Annotated in this window: 25 protein-coding genes; 4 read left to right on the top strand and 21 right to left on the bottom strand. The window is 37.8% G+C overall.

Going from position 1 to position 21,650, the window contains the following annotated elements:
* Positions 1-42: 42 nt before the first annotated feature.
* Entirely contained in the window at positions 43-198 is a 156-nt protein-coding gene (locus QFZ31_RS30895; protein WP_307310686.1) for a YjcZ family sporulation protein, read from the bottom strand.
* A gap of 121 nt (positions 199-319) precedes the next feature.
* Here QFZ31_RS30895 and QFZ31_RS30890 point away from each other — a divergent pair, with 121 nt between their 5' ends.
* Positions 320-910: a DUF502 domain-containing protein gene (locus QFZ31_RS30890; protein WP_179596169.1), complete on the top strand. Its 591-nt coding sequence runs from the start codon at positions 320-322 to the stop codon at positions 908-910.
* Between the two features lie 24 nt (positions 911-934).
* Here QFZ31_RS30890 and msrB read toward each other — a convergent pair whose 3' ends face one another.
* The 3 genes from msrB to rsgA all read right to left on the bottom strand — a co-directional run bounded on the left by msrB (position 935) and on the right by rsgA (position 3,104).
* On the bottom strand, positions 935-1,369 hold the full coding sequence (msrB, locus tag QFZ31_RS30885; protein WP_179596171.1) for a peptide-methionine (R)-S-oxide reductase MsrB: 435 nt from the start codon (positions 1,367-1,369) through the stop codon (positions 935-937).
* Positions 1,359-1,850: a peptide-methionine (S)-S-oxide reductase MsrA gene (gene msrA, locus QFZ31_RS30880; RefSeq protein ID WP_373459944.1), complete on the bottom strand. Its 492-nt coding sequence runs from the start codon at positions 1,848-1,850 to the stop codon at positions 1,359-1,361. Before msrA ends, msrB begins: the two co-directional genes overlap by 11 nt.
* Positions 1,851-2,033: 183 nt before the next feature.
* Complete coding sequence (rsgA, locus tag QFZ31_RS30875) at positions 2,034-3,104, bottom strand: ribosome small subunit-dependent GTPase A (RefSeq protein ID WP_307310680.1); 1,071 nt, start codon at positions 3,102-3,104, stop codon at positions 2,034-2,036.
* Positions 3,105-3,411: 307 nt separating this feature from the next.
* Between rsgA and QFZ31_RS30870 the strand changes: the two genes are divergently transcribed.
* Entirely contained in the window at positions 3,412-4,158 is a 747-nt protein-coding gene (locus QFZ31_RS30870) for a DUF4397 domain-containing protein (RefSeq protein ID WP_307310678.1), read from the top strand.
* Between the two features lie 31 nt (positions 4,159-4,189).
* Here the strand turns inward: QFZ31_RS30870 and QFZ31_RS30865 are convergent, their stop codons facing one another.
* The 6 genes from QFZ31_RS30865 to QFZ31_RS30840 form a co-directional block, all read right to left on the bottom strand.
* Positions 4,190-4,768: a YpmS family protein gene (locus tag QFZ31_RS30865; RefSeq protein ID WP_307310676.1), complete on the bottom strand. Its 579-nt coding sequence runs from the start codon at positions 4,766-4,768 to the stop codon at positions 4,190-4,192.
* Between the two features lie 6 nt (positions 4,769-4,774).
* Positions 4,775-5,599 carry an SGNH/GDSL hydrolase family protein gene (locus QFZ31_RS30860; RefSeq protein WP_307310674.1) on the bottom strand — a complete coding sequence of 275 codons (825 nt, stop codon included), beginning with the start codon at positions 5,597-5,599 and terminating at the stop codon, positions 4,775-4,777.
* Between the two features lie 107 nt (positions 5,600-5,706).
* On the bottom strand, positions 5,707-6,282 hold the full coding sequence (locus QFZ31_RS30855) for a lipoprotein (protein WP_307310673.1): 576 nt from the start codon (positions 6,280-6,282) through the stop codon (positions 5,707-5,709).
* Between the two features lie 75 nt (positions 6,283-6,357).
* Positions 6,358-7,518 carry a Ger(x)C family spore germination protein gene (locus QFZ31_RS30850; RefSeq protein ID WP_307310671.1) on the bottom strand — a complete coding sequence of 387 codons (1,161 nt, stop codon included), beginning with the start codon at positions 7,516-7,518 and terminating at the stop codon, positions 6,358-6,360.
* On the bottom strand, positions 7,502-8,623 hold the full coding sequence (locus QFZ31_RS30845; protein WP_307310669.1) for a GerAB/ArcD/ProY family transporter: 1,122 nt from the start codon (positions 8,621-8,623) through the stop codon (positions 7,502-7,504). Before QFZ31_RS30845 ends, QFZ31_RS30850 begins: the two co-directional genes overlap by 17 nt.
* Positions 8,624-8,635: 12 nt before the next feature.
* Positions 8,636-10,153 carry a spore germination protein gene (locus tag QFZ31_RS30840; RefSeq protein WP_307310667.1) on the bottom strand — a complete coding sequence of 506 codons (1,518 nt, stop codon included), beginning with the start codon at positions 10,151-10,153 and terminating at the stop codon, positions 8,636-8,638.
* A 221-nt stretch (positions 10,154-10,374) separates the two neighbouring features.
* Here QFZ31_RS30840 and QFZ31_RS30835 point away from each other — a divergent pair, with 221 nt between their 5' ends.
* Positions 10,375-11,262, top strand: a complete 888-nt coding sequence (locus tag QFZ31_RS30835) for an MBL fold metallo-hydrolase (RefSeq protein WP_307310665.1) — start codon at positions 10,375-10,377, stop codon at positions 11,260-11,262.
* Between the two features lie 28 nt (positions 11,263-11,290).
* On the opposite strand, the gene QFZ31_RS30830 is transcribed toward QFZ31_RS30835, so the two are convergent.
* The 3 genes from QFZ31_RS30830 to QFZ31_RS30820 form a co-directional block, all read right to left on the bottom strand.
* On the bottom strand, positions 11,291-12,133 hold the full coding sequence (locus QFZ31_RS30830; RefSeq protein ID WP_307310663.1) for a DegV family protein: 843 nt from the start codon (positions 12,131-12,133) through the stop codon (positions 11,291-11,293).
* Between the two features lie 195 nt (positions 12,134-12,328).
* Positions 12,329-13,072 carry a twin-arginine translocase subunit TatC gene (gene tatC / locus QFZ31_RS30825; RefSeq protein ID WP_307310662.1) on the bottom strand — a complete coding sequence of 248 codons (744 nt, stop codon included), beginning with the start codon at positions 13,070-13,072 and terminating at the stop codon, positions 12,329-12,331.
* Between the two features lie 120 nt (positions 13,073-13,192).
* The gene (locus QFZ31_RS30820) at positions 13,193-13,387 is read right to left on the bottom strand and encodes a twin-arginine translocase TatA/TatE family subunit (protein WP_045524138.1); all 195 of its coding nucleotides are present in this window, start codon (positions 13,385-13,387) and stop codon (positions 13,193-13,195) included.
* 309 nt (positions 13,388-13,696) lie between these two features.
* On the opposite strand from QFZ31_RS30820, the gene QFZ31_RS30815 reads away from it, so the two are divergent.
* On the top strand, positions 13,697-13,936 hold the full coding sequence (locus QFZ31_RS30815; RefSeq protein ID WP_283861197.1) for a hypothetical protein: 240 nt from the start codon (positions 13,697-13,699) through the stop codon (positions 13,934-13,936).
* Positions 13,937-13,970: 34 nt separating this feature from the next.
* On the opposite strand, the gene QFZ31_RS30810 is transcribed toward QFZ31_RS30815, so the two are convergent.
* The 8 genes from QFZ31_RS30810 to QFZ31_RS30775 all read right to left on the bottom strand — a co-directional run bounded on the left by QFZ31_RS30810 (position 13,971) and on the right by QFZ31_RS30775 (position 21,508).
* Positions 13,971-14,699 carry a lysophospholipid acyltransferase family protein gene (locus QFZ31_RS30810; RefSeq protein WP_307310661.1) on the bottom strand — a complete coding sequence of 243 codons (729 nt, stop codon included), beginning with the start codon at positions 14,697-14,699 and terminating at the stop codon, positions 13,971-13,973.
* A gap of 497 nt (positions 14,700-15,196) precedes the next feature.
* Entirely contained in the window at positions 15,197-15,697 is a 501-nt protein-coding gene (locus QFZ31_RS30805) for a dihydrofolate reductase (protein WP_307310660.1), read from the bottom strand.
* Positions 15,694-16,488: a thymidylate synthase gene (locus QFZ31_RS30800; RefSeq protein ID WP_307310658.1), complete on the bottom strand. Its 795-nt coding sequence runs from the start codon at positions 16,486-16,488 to the stop codon at positions 15,694-15,696. The genes QFZ31_RS30805 and QFZ31_RS30800 overlap by 4 nt, the downstream gene beginning before the upstream one ends.
* A gap of 57 nt (positions 16,489-16,545) precedes the next feature.
* Positions 16,546-17,250, bottom strand: coding sequence for an anthrax toxin lethal factor-related metalloendopeptidase (locus QFZ31_RS30795; protein ID WP_307310656.1), 705 nt, complete (start codon positions 17,248-17,250; stop codon positions 16,546-16,548).
* 213 nt (positions 17,251-17,463) lie between these two features.
* Entirely contained in the window at positions 17,464-18,042 is a 579-nt protein-coding gene (locus tag QFZ31_RS30790) for a TerD family protein (RefSeq protein ID WP_179596209.1), read from the bottom strand.
* A 60-nt stretch (positions 18,043-18,102) separates the two neighbouring features.
* Positions 18,103-18,729, bottom strand: a complete 627-nt coding sequence (locus QFZ31_RS30785) for a TerD family protein (protein ID WP_307310654.1) — start codon at positions 18,727-18,729, stop codon at positions 18,103-18,105.
* Positions 18,730-18,769: 40 nt separating this feature from the next.
* Positions 18,770-19,834: a toxic anion resistance protein gene (locus QFZ31_RS30780; RefSeq protein ID WP_307311868.1), complete on the bottom strand. Its 1,065-nt coding sequence runs from the start codon at positions 19,832-19,834 to the stop codon at positions 18,770-18,772.
* Positions 19,835-19,870: 36 nt separating this feature from the next.
* The gene (locus tag QFZ31_RS30775; protein WP_307310652.1) at positions 19,871-21,508 is read right to left on the bottom strand and encodes a YceG family protein; all 1,638 of its coding nucleotides are present in this window, start codon (positions 21,506-21,508) and stop codon (positions 19,871-19,873) included.
* Positions 21,509-21,650 lie beyond the last annotated feature (142 nt).

Genomic DNA, 21,650 nt, shown 5'->3' with positions numbered 1-21,650 from the left:
ATAACAAAAAAGGACTCAGGATTTCACCTGAGTCTTTTTTGTTCAGCAATAGCTAGCACCGATGATGATTAATAAGATAAACAACACCACAATTAATACGAAAGTACCATAACCCCATCCGCAGCCACCTACTGCTGGTCCTGCATAACCAAATCCACAGCAATCTTGACCAAACCCATGACCAAATTGTCCGTACATACCTATTCACTCCTTAAGGTTTTTGTCTGTTTACAATCTTAATTTATGTAATAGGTACTTGACCTGTCTGTGCATTCGCCTATATTATGATAATCAATGAAGAAAATGTAGGTGATGAAATTTGAAAACTCTCTTGAAGAGCTTTGTAAACGGTATTTTAACCATTGTTCCCATTATTCTTGTAATCTTTGTTATTTACAAAACTTTTCTGTTTCTCGACGGACTGCTCGGCAATACATTAAGACCTTATCTTCAGGAAGACTACATTCCTGGTATTGGTTTACTAACCACCATTGTTTTAATCACTCTGCTAGGCTGGTTATCTACAAAGTTTATAACTGGCAGCATTATTAGACTGATTGATAAATGGCTGGAAAAAATCCCTGTGGTTAAGACAATCTACTCTGTTATTAAAGATACGGTTCAATCCTTTTTAGGCGAAAAAAAGTCTTTTTCAAAAGTAGCTCTGGTCGTCATTCCTGGGACAGAGATGAGGAGTATGGGGTTTATTACTTCCGAACAGCTAGAGGATTTTTATAGTCCGCTTAAAAACCATGTGGCCGTCTATGTTCCGCAAACATTTCAAGTTGCCGGATTTACCTTTTTAATCCCGAAAGAGCAAGTAGAAATTATTGACGTTAAACCCGAAGATGCCATGAAATTTATCCTTTCAGGTGGAATGACCTCCACTTCAAAAGCAAAAGGTCAATAGAAAAAGCCGCGGATTTGCGGCTTTTTAATTTTCGTCAAACAGCTTCTTATAGGCTCCATATCCTTCCTCATCCAGCTTATCTTTTGGAATAAAGCGTAAGGCAGCAGAGTTAATGCAATATCGCAGTCCATTTGGACCCGGTCCATCATCGAAGACATGACCTAAATGAGAATCAGCGGTTTTACTTCTTACCTCTGTCCGAACCATAAAATGACTATAATCTTCTTTTTCAATTACTTCTTCTTCAACAATTGGCTTGGTGAAACTCGGCCAGCCGCAGCCCGCATCGTACTTATCAAGAGAGCTAAATAATGGCTTCCCAGAAACAATATCTACGTAAATGCCATCTCTCGTTTCATTCCAGTACTCGTTTCGGAAAGGAGGCTCTGTACCATTATTTTGAGTTACTTCATATTGCATTGGCGATAATTCTTTTTTCAGTTCTTCCTTATTTTTCATTTTTCTCCCCCCAATGTGTTTGGATAAATCCTGCTCTACCAGAGCCTACATGGTACCCTTCATAATGTGCTTTATTCTTCTTATAGTAATGTTGATGGTGTTCTTCAGCTGGATAGAAGGGTTTTGCTGGTAAAATTGGCGTTACGATTGGTTTATTGAAGATACCGCTCTCCTGCAATGCTTGCTTGGATTGTTCCGCGAGCTCTTTCTGTTTTTCATCATGATAAAAAATAGCTGTTTGATATGACTGACCGCGGTCGTAAAATTGACCACCGGGATCGGTTGGGTCTATCTGCTGCCAATATAGTTCAAGCAATTTTTCATATGGAAAAATATCCGGGTTAAAAGTAATTTGAACGGCCTCATAATGACCTGTTGACTCCGAACACACCTGTTCATATGTAGGATTTTCTACATGACCGCCGGTATATCCAGAAATGACACTAATAATGCCCGGCTGTTCATCAAATGGCTTCACCATACACCAAAAACAGCCACCGGCAAATGTTGCCTGTTGTTTCGTTTTCTCCACAATTCCCACTCCTTTGAATTTTATTGCTATGACTATGAGTATACCGAAACTTTACGAAGAAATACAATTTGCTGTTTAGAAAAGGGAGCGTAAAAAAAGCCGAACCACGTCCCCAGGTTCGGCTGATAGTCCCTATTTAATTTTCTTTTTTTGCCTCGATTGTTTGGTAATGTTTTTCCACTTTTTCTGTTCTTCGGTTTGTGCTCGTTTGTCGGCTTTTCTTTCGATATAGGCGAGTTCTTTTTGGAGCTTATTGTAGCTGTTTAAACGTCCTGCAGCCAATGTACCTTCTTCAATCGCCTCCAGCACAGCACAGCCCGGCTCATCCTTATGCATACAATCCCGGAATTTGCACATCTCACCCAATTTATCAATATCAGAAAACGTTTCTGTTAAACCATCGGCACTTTCCCAAAGCTGTAATTCTCGCATTCCTGGGGTGTCAACCAACACACTGCCATTTGGAAGCTGAATCAGTTCACGGTGAGTGGTCGTGTGGCGCCCTTTGTCATCACCTTCACGAATCTCCTTTACCACTTGCTTATCGTTACCCAGCAACAAATTGGTCAAGGTTGATTTCCCCACCCCCGATGACCCCAATAATGCAATGGTTTTCCCTGGTTGTAAGTAAGGTTCAAGCTTTTCAATTCCACTCTTTAACTCTGCACTAATCGCTATTACCGGTACGCCGCCAAAGGCGATGGCTTCGACTTCAGCAAGTTTCTCATCAATATTTCCACATAGATCCGCCTTACTTAAAACAATAACAGGATTGGCACCACTTTCCCATGTAAGCAATAAATAACGTTCAATTCTTCTTAAGTTAAGATCATCATTTAAAGAGTTTACAAGAAAAACAGTATCGACGTTTGCAGCAACGATTTGCTCTTCAGTTGTTCTCCCTGCCGATTTTCTTGAAAATTTACTATATCGAGGCATTACTCCATAAATGGTTCCTTTGGCTTCGTCCACCCGCCGTTTCAAAATCACCCAATCTCCTACTGCTGGGTAATCCTCACGACTTAGTGCTTCAAAATTAAACCTTCCAGAAACCTCACAAAGTAAATCGCCATGCTCCGTCCATACACGATACATATGCTTATGTTCCAAGGCTACTCGGCCGATTATCATCTCATCATTTTGTTTTAAAGCTTGAAAGTCATTTTTGATCTTTTCAGTTAGACCGATTGTATTTAAATTCATCCATATTCCTCCAAAAAAAGTAAAATAAAAAACCATAGGCAACACAGCCCATGGTTTATCTTCACAAAGGAATAATGGGTAGAGAATTCCCCTAAATGGTGAATCCGCGGGCTGTGCAAACGATATTAAAATTCACGGCAATTAACGTTTTTTCATTTAACATGACACTTCACCCGCCTTCCGACTTATTTGTTTTAAGTATATGACAACTTTATCCATTTGTAAACAAAAAATCCAAATATAGACACCCACCTAAACATGCATGAATAAATTAATTTGTAAAGAACGAAAGAAAGGAGCAAATGGTATGTCTGGAAATAGAAATCATTCTGATTATCTTCAAAGGGCTGCAATGTATGATTTGCTGGCTCATAATTTTAAATACTCTAACCCAAACCTGCACATGCATTACTATCTGAAACATTTAAAATATATGAATAAAGCGATGATGATGCGTAACATCCAACAAAACCAGACCGATGGAAGGATCAGGTTCCTACACACCTCACCAGATTCCCCGAATATCGATATTTATATAAATGGGCAAATGCAAGTGAAGCGCCTTCCATTTAGAGTCGCAAGTAATTATTTAGCATTAAAGCCTGGAAAACATCACATTGATATTTACCCAACAGGAAATTCTGTCGATAGTGTTCTCAACAAGAGAATTACGATTGAGCCTGGTAAGTCATATACCTTAGCAGCTATTGACTCTGTGAAAAAAATGCGCCTGCTACCTTATCTGACTCAGCCAGAAGTGCCGCCAAACGAATCTAAAATACGTTTCCTGCATTTATCCTCTGATACAGGTGCCCTGGATATTGCCGTAAAAGACCGAGATGTTGTCTTTCCAAACGTTTCATACAAACAGGCTACCGATTATTTAGGAATCATGCCGATGACCGTAGATTTAGAGGTGAGAGAGGCTGGAACGAAAAATGTGATCCTCCCATTGCCAAAAACGCAGTTTCGTCCAAATGAAACCTATACGATTGTATTGCTAGGTCTTACAAAAGGGGAACCATCCTTTCAAGCAATGATTTTGAAAGATTAAAAAAATAAGGTGGCACATGATATGAGCCACCTTAATTAACCGGTACGAGTATCGTAAAAGTAATATCATCTTTCATTAAATCAAATGTCTTTACTTTTATACTAACATCACTTTTTAGTTTTAATTGCTGCATGTTTACATGAATCATTTTTTCATTAGGATGAATTTCCACACCATTTGGCAGTTTATAATTTTCTTTGATGAATCTCAGTACATAGGAAACGGGTAAAGGCAGGCTCCCAACTGAAATTGACTTTTGCTTTAGAACCAAATCACCATTCTCCAATGCCTCTGGTTCGAAGGTAAGCTTCAAATCTACTTCTTGACTAAAAAATTGTAAGGTTCCATACAACTCCACTTCATCCTGCAACTGTACACTATATTCTATCGGTGAATCCGCCGCTTCCTTTTTTATATATTGGTTTATCAATACATTGAGATCTTCCTTATTCGATTTAACCTCGAAAGAAACATTCTTGTTATTGGGTAACGTTTGTTGGATTTTTCCACTTTCATTAGCAGGTACCATGATTAAGGATAAAAGAATAATAACAATAGTGACAATGAATCCCAATAAAAGAAAGAATCCCGTTTTCCATTTATTTTTCATAGAAAGCTAATTCTCCTCTTTACTGACCATATACGCTTTTTTAACAAGATCAGGTAATGTTCGTTCTTCTAAGGTTTCGTTTAATCGCTCTGCGATCAATTCATACCCTTTATCGTTAGGATGGAAGTTATCGGTATGCAATAAACTTTCTGTTGGATTTATAAATAAATCTTCTATTCCAACAAAATAGGCATTTGAATAATTTGAAACAACGCTTTGGCAGGCAGCATTCCAATCTGAAACGATTTTGTCGAGCTCTTTCACATCAGAAAACCATTGTGAAAATGGATTGTATACTCCAACCAAAACAATATAGGCTTCAGGATTTACTCGAATGATGGAATTCATGATTTCGATGAGATTTTTAATGTACACTTCTCTTTCTTTTTCAAAAATAGATAACTCGAGATTTGTGATATTATCCTTGACTACTTTCATAATGTCATTGCCGCCAATCGTCAATATTACCAAATCAGCAGTAGAAAGGGATTCTTTCATGTCTTCTGTCTGCAATCTATTTAATAATTGCGGGGTACGATTACCTTTTACACCGAAGTTATAAAAATCTACTTCCTTAATTCCCTTTTCTTCCTCGAGCAAAGTTCTTAAGTAAGGCAGGTATCCTCCAGTATTTGTACTATCTCCTACACCTTCTGTTAAAGAATCACCAGCAGAAATAATTTTTATTTCCTTTGGGACAAAATCGTCAGGAATCTCTTCATAAACAACAGCTGAAGCAGTCCGTTCTTTATGTAATTCCAATCGATTGGATTGACTGCAAGAACTTAAGAAAAATGCCGATAGAATAAGAAGGGTGAACACTTTTTTCATTAAATTCACCACCCTCTTACTAATGATATTATAACAGAACATAAATAATACAAAACAAGCTCGTAGTACATACTATTCATTACCAAAAAAATAGACCCAGAGGAGGTCTATTGTAACGATTTTATATCACTAATCATTTCATCATATGGTACTTCTTTATAGCCATCGTAAATTTTCTTAACTTTTTGATCTGGTCCCACCAAGAAAAAGTATGTTTGGTGAATTACTTGGTCACCTTCTTGTGGTTTTTTTACTAACGTTTTGAAGGTTTCTCTCGCATAAGTTTCAATAAATTCTTGTGAATAGCCTGTCAAGAAAGTCCAATTATCATCCTTCAGACCGAAGTTCTTTGCATACCCTGTTAGTTTTTCTGGTGTATCAACAGTTGGGTCGATACTAAATGATACAAACTCTACATTCTTCAACTCTTCCTCAACAACCATTTTTTGCAGCTTGGTCATATTAGCCGTCATTGGTGGACAAACATCTGCGCAATTGGTGAAAATAAAGTCAGCAACCCAGATTTTTCCGTCCAAATTCTTCTTTTCAAATGGTTTATTGTCTTGTGTGACAGCCTTAAAATCATTTACTGGATAATCAAGCGGATTCTCAATCCCCTTCTGCCCACAAGCAGATAGGAGTGCCACAATTACTACTAAAAGAAACGATAACCTAACCTTCATATTAATCCCCCGCAACCTTTTTCTTTTCGTGATTAGTTTAACAAACATTCACAAAAGAAGAAAGACAACAGCTTATTAATCCATTGTTCCTGTTTTCGTTAGTGTGTTTTTTACTTGAACATCAAATTTAGCATTCTTATATAATTCTTTCCATTTGTTTTGTGATATAGGCTTACCGCGGACATGAGCCATATACTCATTTCCAATTCCAATAGGGTCTACCTGTTTTTCTTGGAAAAACAAAAGTAGTTTTTTGATTTGACTTTCCATTTCTTTATTTATTTTTTTCTCTATGAACTTCATGTTAGCAGGTTTGCTTAAATCTAAATAATTCGTGGTTTCAAGCAATCTGGAATCCATTTTTACCTGGACTTTAAAAACTAGATTCTTTTTGTTCACTAAATCAATTTTGGAATGACTGCGCAAATTATCGATACTTATAAATAATTTATTATATATTTCCCCATACGATTGGCCCCCTTGTATGTTCATTATGTTCTTAAATTCGTCACGGTTAAATTCTAATTCCTTTGATCCTGTTCGATATTCATCTGTTAAAAGTTTTAAATAAAAGAGCTTATCATTGTTTAACGTTGCCACCATTTTATCATCATTGAATAGAGCAACTCCTGAAATGGCTACCTTGTCTTTTTTGACTTTTAGTATTGGCAGCACCGGATCCTGTCCGTAATCAAAAAACTTGTGATTAAATTCGTGAAGTGTCGGTGAGATTAATAGCTCCCTTTCCACGTTTTGTCTAATTAAATTATATAAATAAGTTCCGATATTTACCTTTATCTTCTTTTCATCCATACTTATGATTGAAAAAGCATCTTTTTCAGCAATCGTTAAATAAACCATATTCCCAACTGTTGGATCACGATTTAGTGCGTTTACAAGCTGAATGATTCCTTTTTCCGCCAATTCTTCACTATAAATGACACAGCGGAGCTGCCCCATTTCAAGTCTCTGGTCGGTTGCAAGATTTTCCTCTGCTCGTAAGGTTTGGAGGGTATTCGCATCAGCAGAAATGACGTTGGTCATCACTTTGGCCATGGGGTCAAATTTTGATACCGCAACGGTCCCTTTGATTTGATTTTCTTTCTTTAAATCAAATCCAATTGCCGTAATAAGCCCTAACCTTTCCAATTGCTTAGGTTCGGTTCCACAGCTTGTTAGTAAAAAGAACGAAGTGACCCCAATCACCAGTTTCAGCCAATTACGACGTTTCAGCATGCTTGCTTTCCCTCCTTTTATACCATTTTTTTATGAAGACAATCATTGCAAGAAGAACAGGGTAGCAAAAAGCAAAGTAAAATCCTAACTTTGCTACCATATCTGTCATTGTATTCATTTGATATCTTGACTTAATGAAGAAGGATCCTGCGAAGGCCGCAATGGCAATAATCCAAACACCCCATTTTTGTTTTCTTCGAAGGATTCTAGAAAAACCCTTTGAAGCTGCCCAAAGATAGAAGCACATATTTGGCAAAATAATGAGCATCCAAAAAGAAACAGCAATAAATTCAAACCTTTCTAAATTGGGGAGTCGAACAATCTTAAACATTGATAAAACCGGCCAGATTGTTTTTTCCAGGCTATTAGAGGCAAAAAAAACAATAGAAATAAGTGTTGCAAAAGTAAATATAATCGTGGTAACCAAATTTCCCATTTGTACAAAAAACATAGCCTTTTGCTTTTCTTTCACAAATGGATAAACAAACATAATAATTTCAAATCCGAGCATTGAAAGTGTTGTACTGTGTGCTCCCATGAGTAGTTGTTTCGCATTTGCATTCATAATGGGAAACAAATGAGTAAAATCACCGTATTGTAGTGGAACAAATATCACTACAGCCAGCCAAATGGTCCCGACAACTGATAAAAATGCCACTCCAACTACAACTCTTATTCCACCATAAACAGCATAAATGACTAGCAAAATGAGAACCAGGGAAAGCTGCCAAGTTGGCAAGGTCGGAAAGATCCATACTTGAACAATTTCAACATAGTTCATTAGAATGATAAAGAAAGTTGATGTCATATAAATCATGTAGAGGACATTCAACGAATGCCCTGCCCATTTTCCAAATATATCAACATGAATTCCATACAAATCAGCACTATCATATTGCTTGAGCATTTGGATCATAAATACCAAAACAACCGAAACGATAATCCCTGCTAAGAAAACTGAAATCCAAGCATCGTGCTTCGCTTCTAAATAAACAACTCTTGGCAGACCGGCTAACCCAACTCCCACCTGTACGGAGTTGATGATGAAAGCGAGCATAAATGCATTAAACAATAATCCTTCTTTTGGATGTAAATTTACCTTCATTTTTATTCGCTCCTATTCATCTACATCCTTTTTTTGTTTCGCCTTCTTTTTAGAAAAGCGCTCCTGGTCATCTGTTCGATTCGTTAAGGGGCGGAATGAAAGATATTGCGGCGGCAGCTTGAAAAAGCTGTAGCCAATATCCTTTAATCTAACAGGGTAAACGGGTGTAAGATAGGGTCCTCCGATGGTCTCTAATTTAAGTAAATGAATAATGAAATAGCAGAAGCATAGCATTATTCCAATACCTCCCCATAATCCTGCCATCAGTATGATTGGGAACCGAATGATCCGTATCGCAGTACCCATTAAATAACTTGGTGTCGTAAATGAACCAAGTGCACTTAATGCAATGATTATGATTAAGATATTGCTAGTAAATCCCGCTTCAACTGCTGCTTGCCCAATTACAATACCTCCTACGATACCCATTGTCTGACCCACTTTTGTCGGCAGCCTAGCCCCTGCCTCCCGTAATAATTCAATAACAAATTCAAGTAATAGTGCTTCCATGACGGGTGGAAAAGGAACTCTCGCCCTTGATTCCCCCAACGACAGCAGCAACGGGGAAGGAATGACTTCATAGTGATAGGTTAAAACGGCGACATAAGCAGGCGTTAATAATACGGAGAAAAAAGTAGCCACTAGCCGCAGCATCCGTAAAAACAAACCCATGTTCCAGCGCATATAAACATCTTCTGTTGATTCGAAAAAGGCGAAAAAGGATGTAGGACCATAAAGACAGTCAGGACTCCTGTCCAACAATACCGCCACTTTTCCCCTATATAAAGCTATCGATACACGATCAGGAAGCTCTGTTGTCATCAACTGTGGAAAAACGGACCAACTGTCGCTCTCTATATACTGACCTAGGACAGTTGTTCCAGGGACATAATCCAAGTTCAGATCCTCGACCCTCTGTCTAAAGGTTTGGATAATTTCCTCATCCGCAATACCTTTAATATAGACAAGCTTAGCTTTTGTTTTTGATCGTTTACCAACAACAAGGTCTTCTGCACATAAATCTTCATCCTTGATGTTGTTCCTTAAAATATTCATGTTAGCCTGTAGTGATTCAGTAAAAGCTATTTTCGGACCATAAACAAGGGATTCCGTTTCAGCTTTTTCGAGACCTCTTTCAAGAGTCTTTTTAACATCAGCTAAAATCCCATAGGGCTGTCCTTCTGCGTAAATATATACTTTTCCTTCGTTAATTCCAGCAACTACTTCACTTAATTGATTAACTGCAGTGATTGAAATCATAGGTAAGACTTTTGCGATAGATTCACATGTCCATTCCATGTCCTTATTGTTTAGAATGGATTTTATTACAATATCATCGAGCCTTGTTGAATCAATTAATGTATTCATCAGGCAGAAAATCAGCTTCTCCCCGTCCCTTTTCATTGTCCTAAAGACAAGGTCAGAACCAACATTCAATTCCGTTTTAAGCTGCTCTTTTAATTCTTCCAAGTCTAAACTATGAGCTTTTGGTGTTTCTTCGTTTTTTTTCCCAGACAACCATTTGAACATAGGCAGCACCTTTTTAATTCAATTTTTTTTAGCATTACCAAAAAAGCTATTTTTACCCAAAAAACAAAGAATGTTACATAGGACTATCCTGATGGTTATCATCCATAAAGGAATAAAAAGAAGGTTTAAGGTATGGGTATTATATGGTATTATGAATGAGTATTCATTCAACAAAACAGAAAATTTCGAAAAGACAGTATAGTAAATTGGAGGTGTTATGGATGAAACGAATCGGTCCCATTATGATTATTGAAGGAGCTAATAATAGTAAGGTTCCCTTTTCAAGAAGTTTGTACATTAATAGTAAGGATAAGGTGCTCATTGATACGGGAGCAGATCCAGCTGAACTACGTGCTCTTGACGAGCAACATGGAGTTGAATTGGTTGTTAATACCCATTACCATCCTGACCATACACTGCATAACCATTTGTTACGAGATGCAGAAAAATGGATAAATCCACTCGAATTTGAAACCATTCAATCAATCGAAGGAATTGCTAGAGGGAATGGAGTCTACCAGGAATGGGGTCCCGAGGGAGTTGAAGTATTAAGAAAGCACCTGCCAAAGGAATGGGTGCAAAACCTCGGAGAGATCTCTGGTACCTATCAATATGAAGAAGAATACAACTTTAGCGGTGTCAAGGTAAACTTTCTACATACACCTGGTCACACAAAAGGATATACCTCACCCTATTTTCCGGAATTAGGTGTAGTTTACGTCGGCGATTTTGATATGACAGCATTTGGACCTTGGTACTTTGGAACGGATGGGGATATTGACGAGTTTATTGCCTCCAGTGCACGTCTTCTAGAACTGAACGCCGAAACCTATATCACAGGTCATCAGAAGGGTATCTTTACCAAACAAGAATTTACTGAAGCGATGTGGAAATTTCTATCGATTATTGAAAAACGTGACGAAGTTATTGAAAAGCATGTTCGAGAGGGGATGAACTTCGAGGAACTGACCAACATCGGAATCTTCTATCCGAAAAAAATGCTGGAAGTCATGATTCTTAGAACATGGGAGCGAAGTGGTATTCGTAAGCATTTGCGGAGACTTGGGTATAGTGTACAAGGAAACGAGATTCAGGTGGTAAACAAATAAGGATGGGAGCCAATGCCCCATCCTCATTTTATTCATAGTAATACATTAAGGCAATGGTACCTGGTCCTGTATGCGTACTAATTGTTGGACCTGTATAATCAACAGAAATACTGTTGTATCCTGTCAATTCAATGAGCGAGTTTTTTAATTTCGTGGCCAACTCATGTGCCTCTGCATGAACAATGCCCACACGTTTGACAGTTTTACCTTCTACATCCTCTGCAAATTGCTTAGCGAGCCATTTAACCACTTGTGAATGACTACGGACCTTTGCAACTGGGGTGTATTCTGCACCTTCTAAAGAAGCAATTGGCTTTATATTAAGTAAGGAACCAATGAATGCCTTACCTTTCCCTATCCGTCCGCCTTTTACCATATTCTCCAAAGTATCAATCATTATATAAAGCTTCGTATGTTCACGGACATGATCAAGCCGGTCAAGGATTTCCTCAACACTCTTGCCCTGCTTCGCCATTTCAGCCGCTTCTTGAACCTGGAACTGGAGTGCCATTGAAATAAACTTTGAGTCCACAACAGTTACCTTCGTATTCGTCATTTGGGCAGCACTTTCAGCAGAGCGAACGGTTCCGCTCATTTTACCTGTCATATGTATGGAAATCACTTCATAGCCTTCTTCCCCAAGTCTGTCGTACACTTCTAGGAAAGTTCCAGCTGATGGCTGGGAGCTTTTCGGTAATTCTTCTAAACTTTTCATCGTTTCCATAAATTCAGCAGGCTGAATTTCTACGCGGTCCAAATAGGTTTCTCCTTTTATTGTTACAGACAGTGGAACTACAACCACACCTAATTGGTCTGCCTGTTCTATTGTCATATCCATGGTTGAATCCGTGACAATCTTAATCTTGCTCATTTACTCACATCCCTAGGATTTACTCCATAGTATTATAACTGTTCATTATTCTCTAAGATATAAATTCCCCTAATTTCTAAAAAATAATTTGGCATTAAAAAAGCGATGGCTCCTAGATCAAGGGGGACAGGCATAAAATATTGAGTAGAAAAGACCTTCAAAGAAATGAATCTCTGAAGGTCTTTGTATCACTGTTTATGCATTAGCAAACTCTTCTTCCTCTTCTTGCATTTTCTTCTTTCGTTTCTTGTAAACAAATTTCGATAGGTTTATTGAAATTTCATATAACAACAATAATGGTAAAGTCACTACAAAATCCGACATAAAATCTGGAGGTGTGATGACGATTGCAATTAAGATTAACACGAAGTATGCGTATTTTCGGATTTTCGATAACACAAATGGATTAATAATGCCTAATGCTGTTAAGAACATTACGACCGCTGGAAGCTCGAACAATACTCCAAACGGAAGGGTCATATTCATAAGAAAGCGGAAATATTTTTCAGCTGTAAAATTCGTTACGAACATATCTGCTCCCATATTGACTAAAAACTCAAGAACCATTGGGAAAATGATGAAGTAACCAAAAGAAAGACCAATGATAAATAAAATAAACAGTGCTGGAATATAGGATAAGGTAATTCTTTTTTCTATAGGTTTAAGTGCCGGCTTTACAAACATCCATAGTTGGCTGGCCAAAACTGGGATGGTACCTGCAATCGCAATAACAGTCGCAATCATAAAATAAACCCAGATAATATCACTCGGCCCGAGTACAATCAATTTAACATCAAGGTCTCGAACGATCCAATCGTAGATATCGGTCACATAAATGAATCCAACAATGAAAAAAACAACGAACGCAACGGCCGAAATAATAATTCGTTTACGCAACTCATCTAAATGATCAACTAATTGTAATTCTTTATCTTCCATGTATTTCCCCTGCCAATTTCAAAGGTTGAAATGAATCCTTCTATAGTAATCGTTATTTGCAACATTTTATAGTTTAAAAGTCAATCGAAGAAAAAAAGGTGCAAGAAAGAATCTTACACCTTATTTAGTCAATTTTTGTTTTTCCTCATCGATGTCTTTCATCACATCATCGGTTAATTCACGAGTTGATTTCTTGAATTCCTTTAAAGTTTGTCCGAAGGCGCGGCCAATTTCTGGCAGCTTCTTAGGGCCAAAAATAATGAGGGCTAGTGTTAAAATAAGGATTAATCCTGGTATTCCAATATTTGAGAACATTGATTTACATCCCCTTTAGTTAATTATCTTTCTACTACGATTATAGTATTGATAAACACTTTTGAGTAAAATATACACAATAATTCATATTAAATTCACATTATCTAAGAAATATTACCTAGATGTGATTTTTAGCATTTATTTCTCTACTATTTCCTCTTAACAATTTACCAAGAACCACTCCTGAAGTCAATGTAAATTCCATTTTTAAATTGTAGAAATATTTTGACAATTGGTTGTTTAACATTTATAATTTTTAAAAGAGAAACATATACTATTAGAAACTTATATGGAATGGATGTGATGAAGATGGAATTTTCACTCAGTAGTTTTGATGGAGCCCTGCCAGTTGAAGTAACCATCGATGAAGAGAATGGCAGGTATATGATTCGCAAAAGCGATAGCAGCGGAGAATACTTTAATAGCCCTAATGAATTAATTGAATGGGTGAAAGCACATTTCCATGAGGAAGACTTCTGCCATCCAGATGAATTTAGAGGTATGCTTGATAAATTAGCTGATTATGAATTAAACGGTTCCTATTTTTAAAAGAAGGAAGCATCGCAGCCGATGCTTCCTTTCTTTATGATGCAATGTTCCTGGCATCACGGTTAGCAATAATAATTCGACGTATATCTTCTGTTAACTCTTTATAGTCTTTATGGCAATGAACGTTAGGATCAATATGGTGACAAATGGTTACTTTAATATGAGCAGGTTTTATTAACCGTCGATTTTTCTCAAAAACATCTGCAGTCCCTTTAATCGCAATCGGTACAATTGGCACCCGAGCATCTTGTGCTAGTCGAATCCCCCCTACCTTAAAGGGCAGGACAGGTCCTCCCATGCTTCTCTTTCCCTCAGGAAAGATAACAAGCGAATGACCTTCTTTGAGTAATTTAACACCCTCCTGCATGCTGTTAAGTGCTTGCTCGCGGTTTTTACGATCAATGAGTATACAATTAATGGCGTCGAGCCAAGAAGAGAGGATTGGCACTTTCTTTACTTCTATTTTTGAAACAAAACCGAATGGTTTATCAATTGTCATAAGTAGCACAGGAATATCAAAATCACTTTCATGATTCGCTATGAAAACAACTGGTCCTTCCGGAATGTATTCCAAACCCTCAACACGTACATCAGAGCCTGTCAATTTCAAGAAAGTCTTCGAAAATCGTTTTGGGTATTCATGAGCAATTTTATCAAGTTGGTTAACTGGTAAATGACTTAATTTCTTTATTCTAGCTAGCTGCGGAAAACTATATATTAGAAAACCGCTTATATACAAAAAGCATGTGATTAGCCTAAACATTGTTGCCTCCTTTTTGTGTTCTAAAACATTATAAAGCAGGAGAGGAAAAATTGATTAGGTTAAATGATATTTTTTTAAAATAAGGCTGTGTAAATTGGACTGTTGATTTCCACTCCACTAAGAAAAGATTCTTTATAGAATCTCCGCTGGTGGTTTCTCCTGTCCTAAGTCACTTCGCGCTATCCTCGTGATTGCCGGGGAGCCTTGGATGATCATCACTATCCTGGTATGATAGTTACCGTAATTTGGAGAGCCTAGGTTTATCGGAACAATCCAGGTCAGATTGTTACGATAAATTGGGGAGTCTTGGATTATCGGCGCTATCCAGGTCAGATTGTTACGATAAATTGTGGAACAACGTTTTATCAGAAGATCCGGGACAAGGTTGTTACCGAGAACTTGGATTTTCGAGAGTCTTCGTGCCTTCCGCGAAAATCAACAGAGTGCATTATCAACATTTTTCTTTAACACAGACTAAAATAAAAAGACAGCCAAAATTAATGGCTGCCTTTGGTAATGCGGTCATAAATTCTATATTCATACTTATAAGGGTTTTTCTCATCTTTTATTCCTTTTTCGCAGGAGATGAGCTCCCATTCACGTTCATTGAACTCCGGAAAATAAGTATCTCCCTCAAACTCTTCGTAAATATGTGTTATGTAAAGACGGTCTGCATAAGCAAACGTTTCTTTAAAAATTTCAGCACCGCCTATCACGAAGATTTCATCATCCTGATTACGGCAATATTCCACGAATTCCTCCATTGAGTAGAAAATTGTCACATTATTGCTCTTATAATCTAGCTGACGGGTAATTACGATATTTTCTCTTCCAGGCAGAACCCGACCGATCGATTCATGCGTTTTTCTCCCCATCGCAATCGGATGCCCCATTGTGGTTCGTTTGAAGAATTTTAAATCCTCTGGTAAATGCCATGGCAATTCATTATCCTTGCCAATGACTCTGTTTTCATCCATGGCCACAATAAAAGAAATCATACAGAGACCGCTCCTTTAATATGTGGATGTGGATCATAACCTTGTAAAGTAAAATCCTCAAAGGAAAATGAGAAAATGTCCTTAACATGTGGATTGATGTTCATTTTCGGCAATGAACGCAGATCTCGCTCCATTTGCATTTTCACTTGCTCAATATGATTTTGATAGATATGAACATCACCAAATGAGTGAATAAATTCACCCGGCTCCAAGTCACAAACCTGCGCTATCATCATTGTCAATAACGCGTAAGAGGCAATATTGAATGGCACACCAAGGAATACATCTGCTGAACGTTGATACAATTGACAGGATAATTTCCCATCGACCACGTAAAATTGGAACAAGCAATGACATGGCGCTAAAGCCATTTTATCAATCTCCGCTACATTCCATGCATTCACAATCAGTCTTCTTGAGTTTGGATTTGTCTTGATTTGATGAATTAACTCACTAATTTGGTCTACCGTCGTACCATCAGCACCTGTCCATGAACGCCATTGATGTCCGTATACTGGCCCTAGTTCACCGTTTTCATCAGCCCATTCATTCCAAATCCTTACACCATTTTCCTGCAAATATCTGACATTAGTATCACCATTTAAAAACCATAGCAATTCATAAATGATCGATTTTAAATGCAGCTTCTTAGTAGTTAATAAAGGAAATCCTTCTTGTAAATTAAATCTCATTTGATAACCAAAAGTACTGATTGTTCCTGTCCCGGTTCGATCTCCCTTTTCATGACCATTTTTTAAAACATGCTCGCAAAGCTCTAAATATTGCTTCAAAACTGACACTCCCTCTGTAAAAACATTCATGTTTTTCATTTTACCATAATGAACCGTTTATTGCAGAGCCTGAATGAAGTCATACGTCTGAGGAGCTCGTTTTTTCAATTGTAATTTTGTTTCGTGATCTAGATAATACATGGCAAAGGTTTCAGCAAAGTATTCCTCTGCATGCAGGATGAAATAAGAGTTTCCAGGAAATAAAATTCCTCTCTCTTCCTCCCATATCAATTGAAATTCTTTACTTTTACTAACATTTTGGAATACAAGATGATCAATCGAATGAGCGATTTCGTGCAGTTCTAAATTCACAGATCCATGCCCTTTCCCTTTTTCACTGCTCCCTATTTTCACCAAAACCACTTGCGAGCCGCCAATTCCAGGTACTTCATCCCACGTAGTTTGTGAATTGTACCCACGGGGAATTTGCCCAGCTAAGTAGCGAGCTGTTTGGTTATCTGTTAATTTTCCAGTAAACAGTTTAAGGGTAATGTCTTGATCGTTGATTTTTTCTAAAAGAACTTCTGGCAAATTAGAAATTCTAGTAATAATACCTGCAGCCGCTTTTTCATCAAAAAGGCTTTTTGGTAATAGTATCATTTCGTTTAATTGTTCGAGATTGGATTCGTTATTAATAAATTGATAGAGTTCAGAGTTTCTTGGATAATCACCAAGTTTAATGCTGTCAAACGAGGCTTGGGAGGTGGTGATCATCGACAAAAATAATCCAGCAATAATGGAGGAAACAACCCATTTACGCATATTATCATCCTCCTAGTAAATTAGACCTTTACTAGAATTATAACATGGTAGATCGTGCTGAATAATTGGTAATTAATTGGTGGAAATCGAGGTTCTCAGATATATCTCATTTATAAGTAAAATTTCTAAAAGTATTCGTTTTAAAAAACAAGACTTATATTTTATACATAAAAAAAGAAAAGCTGTCCAAAAATGGCAGCTTTTCGAAAAACTCTATACTTCAAGTCCATAATTCCGGCAAAGTGCCGCTAAACCGCCTGAAAATCCGCTGCCAATGGCGTTAAATTTCCATTCACCGTTATGACGATAAAGCTCACAAATAACAACGGCGGTTTCGACGGAAAAGTCTTCGCCAAGGTCAAAACGAAGAATTTCACGATTTGTTTCTTCATCAAACAACCGGGCGAATGCATTGGAAACCTGTCCAAAGTTTTGATTTCTTGAGTCTGCATCATGAATCGTTACGGCAATCGCAATTCGATGGACGTGTGAAGGAACCTTGCTGAAATCAATTCTTATTTGCTCATCGTCCCCATCACCCTCACCAGTGCGGTTATCGCCCGTATGCTCCACTCCGCCTGACGCATGCACTAAATTATTATAAAAGATAAAATCCAAATCCTGCGTTACCCGCCCATTTGCGTCTGTAAGAAATGCGGAAGCATCGAGGTCAAAGTCATGGCCGCCGTGGTAGCGGTTCGTGTCCCACCCTAGACCAATAATGGCTCTTGTTAATCCAGGATTTGTTTTTGTAAGATCAATTCTTTGTCCTTTAGATAAATTGATGCCCAACTAGATCACCTCTTTAGAACTTAATTTTAGAAGGAACAAGCATAGCTTGTTCCTGTAGTCTTAACTGTATGAACGCACTACTTCACTTAAGCTTGCTGCGTTTGTACCAGTTCCAACAGCAGCGAACTTCCACTCTGTGTTGTGGCGGTAAATTTCCCCAACCACTAACGATGTTTTGCCGCTGTAATCATCAGATAGGTTATAACGAATCATTTCTTGACCATTTGATGGATTTACTACACGAATAAATGCATTGCGGATCATGCCGAAATGTTGTTTTCTTTTTACACAATCATATATATTAACAACAAATACAAGCTTTTGAACGCTTTCTGGAACACGGCTTAGTTCTACCATAACTTGTTCGTCGTCCCCGTCTCCATCACCTGTTAAGTTGTCTCCAGAGTGCTGCACACTGCCGTCTTTGCTTTTCAAATTACCAAAATAGATCACGTCATTGTTGTTTTGAATCTTATCGTTAGCACCAAGCATGATAACAGAAGCATCACAATCTACATTAGCACCGCCGCCTGCTCCTCCGCCGCCAAACAAGCCACCGAAGAGGCCGCCGCCTCCGCTTTTACCACTTTGAACTGGGTCCCAGCCCAAACCTACCATGATTTTAGATAGTCCTGGATTACCTTTTGTTAAATCTACTCTTTGACCTTTTTGTAAGCTAATAGCCATACTTTCACCTCATAAATAAATTTTTATAGTTAACAATCAATTAGTATTGTTGTTTCAATTTTTTAAAGTTATCCTGCAGTTGTTCTAGACGCTTGGTTCCTTCTACACGCAGGCGCTTATTTTCTTCTTCAATGGCTCGTGTTTCCTGCATACCTTTAATGATGATGTTCCAGGATTCTTCGATGGTCTCGATTTTAATACTTGGGCCGCCTGCGAGTCTTGCAATATCTGTGCTTTGCTTCGATATGTTTTGTGCATTTTTCAGTAGCATTTCATTGGTACGACGGTCTAGTTCACTCATTGAATCAGCAACAAGCTTCTGTCTTTTTGCAGCAACCGCCTGAATGAGACCATTCTTAAAGATTGGAATCGTTGTTACAAAGGCGGAATTGATTTTCCCAATCAGCTTTGTATTTCCTCTTTGCAGCAAGCGTATTTGCGGTGCTGTCTGCAGCGCGACCATCTTTGCCATTTCAAGATCATAAATTCGCTGCTCTAAAGCCTCAATTGAATTTCTTAAAGTATCCAATTGCATGGAAGCGATCTGGTCGCCTGACGCAACACGTGCTTCTAATTGTGGCAATTGACTATTTTTTAGATCTTCTACCTTCATTTCTCCGGCAACCACGTATTTTTCCAGCGTCATATAATATTGATAATTCTGCTCATACATTTGTTCGAGCATTTTTGTGGAATCCACCATCTCATGCTGGTACTTAGAAATTTCCACATACACCTTATCAATTTCAGAACCCATCGTTTGGTATTTTCCAAAGACCTTTTCAATCATCTTTTCGCCCTTTTTAAAGAGCTTTCCGAAAAATCCGGTGGAAGTTTTTTGAAAGTCTTTTGGATCGAACTTATCCATTATTTTGGTAAGCTGCTTTAGAAGCTCGCCGGAATCTTCGACTTTCGTTGTCCGCATATTACCTAAAATTTGATCTGAAAAACGGGAGATTTGCACAGCCGGCTCTTTCCCAAACTCTAATATCTTTATCTGGTCTCGTTCATCAATGGACCTTGCCAGATTTTGAACTTCTGTTTCCTTCCTGAGGGCAAGCTTAATGTCGGAAATCTTAGCTTCACTTAACGGTTCCTCAGTCATTAAGTTAGCAGTTTCATTTTGTGGTAGATTCACTATTTAATCTCCCCTTAAATTTTTTATAATTCCTTGGAAGAACTTTTTCTTCAGTTTGAAAGGTTCTTTATATTCTAATTCAAAAACAACATCACTAAGCCAGTGCGTATCAAATAAACTATCATGAACGAAATTTTCAATATCATTATGGCCTGGCGGGTTATATACGATAATATCAACACCAAATTGGTTTAATAGCAGGATAAGGGCAGCATCTGATCTTGTAAGCATACCGCGGCATTCATTGTTATAAATGATTAACTTCGGTACATGCTGTGAATAATCAAATTTTTCCATTAACTGGATGATCTCTTTTGGTGTAAACATCGCCTGACTAAATAAATAGATGCTTACCTCTTCCATGGTTTCCCCTGGCAACGACTTTAAACCCGGCTTTTCACATATTCGACGAATCGCACTAGCGATCCCCTTTTGTAATCCAGTTGGTAAGAAGGAATACGGCCAATAATGTGCCTGCATCATGATATCTGGATTTAATAATCCATCTCGCCCAAGAGCATTTCGGTAGTGAAAACGAAAATCGTTAGAGCTTGACCATGTAAACGGTAATTGGCGAATCAACAGGCTGTGTTCGAATTCTGTAAGGTGCTGGATTCGATCCCAATACTCTTTACGGTTTTTACTCACACCCTGAATTTTAGCAAAAAGGGAAGGTATTTTAACTTGTCCGTTCTCAACTTCAAATCCTGGTCGGACCATTGCAATTTCTTTACCAAGGATAAATAATTCATCATAGGTGGTTTTTAAAGTAATCGAAGATGGGGTATACTCCCTTAATTGCCATGGTTTATATAAACCTGACCCTTCCTGATTAAGAATCGTCTCAATCTCTCTTGAGGCCCGATAGGCCACAGTGGTTTGGCGGTTTCTTCTTTCTTTTGGAAATGGTTCTGCTTGTTGTTTATTTTGGTAGTGATGCGTAAAGAATTCCTCATCTAGAAATCCAGCTAAAACATCCTTGCCTTCTGGATGAAAAATGATTACATCGCAGCCAAGCTTTATTAAATAATAGACAAAGTAAGGCTGACTTCTTTTCATATCGCCGTACCATAAGAATTTAGGCATTTCCTTCTGAAGGTCGACATTATCTAACAAAGGGTTTAAATGGTTCATCGACCACTTAATTACGTCGACTAGGACCCTTCTTAGTTCGTTATTCTTCAACCCATCCTTTTCACGCTGCGTAAAAAGTTCAAGCGTACTGATCATCGCTTCTCTTATTTTTCGATGTATGGCTGGGATATTTGACTTATACAACAGCCGCTCGCCATCAAGAAAAGCTGTGAATCGATTGATTGAAAGCTTCTGTTCTTGACTGATATTCAATACCTTTTGAATTGATTGAAAATGATGATTATCAATGTTTTTATTTAGTGATTCTTCACTTAATACATGTAAGTGTGTTTCAGAGGAAGACACATAATCAAAAAGCTGATTGTAATACTCATCACTGTCAATCGGAATTCCAAGGAATTTCGCTAATACTTGCCCAATCTGAATACTTCCCTGCTCTATTGAAAATTCTGGCCGCTCTGACAGCGGCATTTTCAGCGTATCAAGCCAATTTTCAAATGAAAGGGATACGGGTCGGACATTCATTTGGTTGTATGGTAAATTCATTCATAATCCCTTCCCTCAAAAAAGCGAAAGATTTTTTGTACGTAACAGTTAAATTATGTAAGGGTATTCTTTACCATCATATCACAGTTAAATAATTGGTTCATTGTTTATACGAAACTAATCGTAAAATGTTTCATTTCAA

Source organism: Neobacillus niacini (genome assembly GCF_030817595.1).
Lineage (GTDB): Bacteria > Bacillota > Bacilli > Bacillales > Cytobacillaceae > Neobacillus > Neobacillus niacini_G.
The sequence above is the reverse complement of the archived record's forward strand: the minus strand, read 5'-3'. Positions and strand labels throughout refer to the sequence as shown.